Origin of the sequence: Microcystis sp. LE19-10.1B, assembly GCF_027530565.1 — a bacterium.
GTDB lineage: Bacteria > Cyanobacteriota > Cyanobacteriia > Cyanobacteriales > Microcystaceae > Microcystis > Microcystis aeruginosa.
This window is the reverse complement of the sequence record NZ_JAPZQM010000694.1, coordinates 1-3,334: the sequence shown is the minus strand read 5'-3', so window position 1 is coordinate 3,334 and position 3,334 is coordinate 1. Positions and strand designations below refer to the sequence as shown.

Annotated in this window: 5 protein-coding genes and 1 pseudogene; all 6 read right to left on the bottom strand. The window is 45.0% G+C overall.

Annotated elements, in window-relative coordinates; genetic code table 11:
- Positions 1-218, bottom strand: a pseudogene (locus tag O9332_RS24795) (hypothetical protein); the annotation flags it as partial.
- A 163-nt stretch (positions 219-381) separates the two neighbouring features.
- Complete coding sequence (locus O9332_RS24790; protein WP_002757704.1) at positions 382-1,128, bottom strand: hypothetical protein; 747 nt, start codon at positions 1,126-1,128, stop codon at positions 382-384.
- A gap of 79 nt (positions 1,129-1,207) precedes the next feature.
- Positions 1,208-1,525, bottom strand: a complete 318-nt coding sequence (locus tag O9332_RS24785) for a hypothetical protein (protein WP_002757706.1) — start codon at positions 1,523-1,525, stop codon at positions 1,208-1,210.
- A 42-nt stretch (positions 1,526-1,567) separates the two neighbouring features.
- Positions 1,568-1,885 carry a hypothetical protein gene (locus tag O9332_RS24780; RefSeq protein ID WP_002757707.1) on the bottom strand — a complete coding sequence of 106 codons (318 nt, stop codon included), beginning with the start codon at positions 1,883-1,885 and terminating at the stop codon, positions 1,568-1,570.
- A gap of 65 nt (positions 1,886-1,950) precedes the next feature.
- Entirely contained in the window at positions 1,951-2,406 is a 456-nt protein-coding gene (locus tag O9332_RS24775) for a hypothetical protein (RefSeq protein ID WP_002757709.1), read from the bottom strand.
- Between the two features lie 362 nt (positions 2,407-2,768).
- Entirely contained in the window at positions 2,769-2,966 is a 198-nt protein-coding gene (locus tag O9332_RS24770) for a hypothetical protein (protein ID WP_002757710.1), read from the bottom strand.
- Between the last annotated feature and the right edge of the window lie 368 nt (positions 2,967-3,334).

Here is a 3,334-nt window from a genome sequence, read left to right as displayed (position 1 = left end):
AGCATTCTATAGGGAATGTCTTCTTTAGGGTCGGTTTGGAACTCGATATGTAAGATTAATTCTTCTGACTCCAAAAAGATTAACGTATCGGCTCTAATCGGTTCTAGGGATAATTCTGAGGGTTTAATTTCCGTTAAATCTAAGGGTTTTCCTAGTAACCAAGTGGCTAAGTCTCTGGAATATTCAAGGGCGATAAATTTACAGGTGGAATCATACATTTTCAATTCAAATACAGGTCAAGCCTGACCTGTATTTTAACAAAATTAAACCCCTATCCCCAAAAATAACAAAAGGATGGGTAAAAACCCTCCTAAAGGCTAAGATGCACTGAAAACTATCCTCAATGGGGATTTTATCCTTGGCGCTTACGAGAAGCAGCACCTAACCCCCAAAAATGATCGCTTCAAAAATCTCGTAGCGTTCCTTGCCGATGCGAATAATATAGATATCGTCTTGTTTCGAGGCGCTAAATTCTCCCGGATCTGCCTGACTGGTATCCGCACCGATCGCTTTTCCCTTTTCAAAGAAAATGATACGCTTGCGACCATCGGGTTTGGTAACAGTGACATCCGCGCTACCGTTCCCCCGACGAGTGACACCAAAGGGACAAGATCCCGCTGGTTTTCCATCGCCCATGGAACAGGTAACATTACCCGTAGCATGGTAATTTGTCCCCGGTACTTTGGCATCGCTTTGGTTGTAATTATTGGAAATAAAGATTTTTAGGCGATAATTAGCCACTTCATTATTCCGCGCCGAGTTGCGAGTCAAACCCACTTGGATCGTATAATCGCCGTCCGCCGGTAGGATTCCCTCGTGGGCATTACCGACGTTGTTCCCGATAACCATCGCCGCGTCTTTGCCGGGGACTTTACCCGGTGCGAAAATATTGAAAGAAGCGCCCCCGTTATCACTCAAGAGGCTAACCGACATATTTTGTCCAGCATTGGCGCGAATTAGGTATTGAACGACTTGTTCTCCCTTGATTTTGCCTTGAATAGTGGTTCCTTCGGTTCCGGCTTTGAATTGCACCCGTTCTTTACGGATTTCGCTTAAGGCGGGAGAAGGTAAGATGACTGGGGTGGTGATTAAGGTGGCCAGTAAAAAAGCGGAAAAGAGTTTACGCATGATTTAAGTTTTTTCCCAAGTTAATTAGATGTTTTACAGCGATCGCTAGATTTGTGGACAATTGTACTATAACGTCCGTCTAGTTTTTTTCCGAACGGGCTGATTTCGCTTTTTCTAGGGTGTCTTGACAGTTGATTTTGGCGAATTCTTCGATTTGTTCTGGTTTCAAATTAAAATCTGAACCCGCTCTTTCTTTAATTTGTTTTAAGAGTTGATCGGTTTCCGATTGGGTTAGTAAACCCGCTTGTTTTCCCGTTTCCGTGGCGACACAAACACCGTAGGTTACACCACCTGTGAATCCGAGGGTTCCCAAGAATTTCCCTCCTAGAAACAATCCGATACCCGCACCGATAACACCCGTGGTAATAGCTATCAACAAGACATAAACGGGTTTCATGCTTTTTTGATCTCCTCCAATGAAGACTAAGTGAGCGTGTTATTACATAGCGCCTTCGTCCACTTTGGAATAGGGTAGGTTTTTGATAAATTTGACGATCTGGTTGCCGTTGCGGTTAAAGGAACATTGGAAGGTATTGACCATTTTATCTGTCTCGTAAGTGCCGTTAACTGCGTGAGTGCCGTCGGTGCGTTGTCCTTCGTATTTGACGACGATATTACCCGGCGAGGTTTTATAAGCATTAGCGGCGCGAGATTTGCAGGCCGACAACATGGTAGCAGTATTCGCGGCATAAACTGGTAAAGTAGCGACGAGGGCGATTCCGGTGGCGATGGCGCTGAATTTTATAGACTCGAACATGATTGATTTTCTTACAGAGTAAGAGGGGCGATAATCTCTAGGATGCGTTCAAGATTTTTCGATAACTACCTAATCGTTACCGAGACGGTGAAAGGAACGGTATGATTGCCGTCTTTCGCTTCTCCCATGAGATAGACACGAATGGTATAGTCGCCATCTTTGGGGAGTTTAATTTTAGCCATGGCGTTGGGGCCTTGGGCAGAACTGTTATAAATCGCTACATTATTACTACCGGGCGGCAGGATATTAAAAAATACACTATGCTTGTCTTCTGGGTTGCCTGTCCCATCATCAGCAAGAGAAACCATCAGGGTTTGACCTTTTCTCGCTCTTAAGACAAAATCTCGGTATTCACGCCCTGTAATTGTCCCGTTGAGGGCGGCCATATCACTTCCCTGTTCAAAGTTCACTCTACCGCTTAACTGCGCTTGTAGAGGGGCGGTTAAACCTAAACCGAGGGATAAAGCGATCGCTACGGAAGCTAAAACGTTACGAGGGGAAATAAGCGGAAAATGTTTCATGTTTATTTTTTGGGAAAGAGACTAGGGAGTAAAAATAATTTCCTCTCCCTAGTCGGGTAAATTGTCAAGGGGTTACGGAATTTTTAGCGGCGGAAAATCCTTTTATTTGAGTCTAAAACTCCACTTGAAGCATCAGCAACCCCGTTTGTACCGAATAGAGTTCCGAGAGGAGAATTTAATCCAAATGCATTTGGAGAACCCGTTACGAACAATTGACCACGAGCGAATTGAGTACCGGACAGAATGATATTACCACCCACAACATTAAAAGCATTAGGGCCCGATGATGGGAATGTACCAATAACCGGTAGCGTGTATCCTAAAGCGGCAGGAGCGGAGGTGACGGAAAGAGCGGTAGCCGCCTATATCCCATCCGTGGTTAGTGCCGCGTCCGGCAACTCTATTGTCCCAGAAACTGTACCACTAACCGGGCCATCCACATTCGAGAAAGAAAAGCCAAAAGTAGCGGCGCTCGCACCAGATACAGGAGCGAGTAAAGATAGACCGATAAGGGCGACCCGACCACCGATCGATTTTTTGATAAGTGTTGATAATGTCATAGGTTTAAACTCCTCACAGAAAGGAATAAAGATAAACAGTCGTCAATTATAGGGGAGTTTACGGAAAAGGTGATATCCGAAAATTCCTTATTTTTTTTGACCCCTTCCCGTTTTCTTAATACTTTTTTAAGGATTGGCTGAAGGCATTACCCTGAGAGGCTTGGAAAAATAGGAGTTCGGGCGATTCGGTTGAAGGGGCGATCCCGCCTAAGCGTACAGGAGAGCGAAGTTGACATCCTCGCCGCCCTAAAAGTGCGGCGATTCCTAAACCTCACGATTTAAGTTTCTGCTTCCACCACCGTCGCATACCACAGTTAAAAAACCATGTACTGTCTTACACAGAGTCCACAGACTTTCGCCCCATTTCA

Excerpts from the sequence above, each read along its gene's own strand:
- O9332_RS24790 (WP_002757704.1), bottom strand. The coding sequence starts at position 1,128 with ATGCGTAAACTCTTTTCCGCTTTTTTACTGGCCACCTTAATCACCACC.
- O9332_RS24785 (WP_002757706.1), bottom strand. The coding sequence starts at position 1,525 with ATGAAACCCGTTTATGTCTTGTTGATAGCTATTACCACGGGTGTTATC.
- O9332_RS24780 (WP_002757707.1), bottom strand. The coding sequence starts at position 1,885 with ATGTTCGAGTCTATAAAATTCAGCGCCATCGCCACCGGAATCGCCCTC.
- O9332_RS24775 (WP_002757709.1), bottom strand. The coding sequence starts at position 2,406 with ATGAAACATTTTCCGCTTATTTCCCCTCGTAACGTTTTAGCTTCCGTA.
- O9332_RS24770 (WP_002757710.1), bottom strand. The coding sequence starts at position 2,966 with ATGACATTATCAACACTTATCAAAAAATCGATCGGTGGTCGGGTCGCC.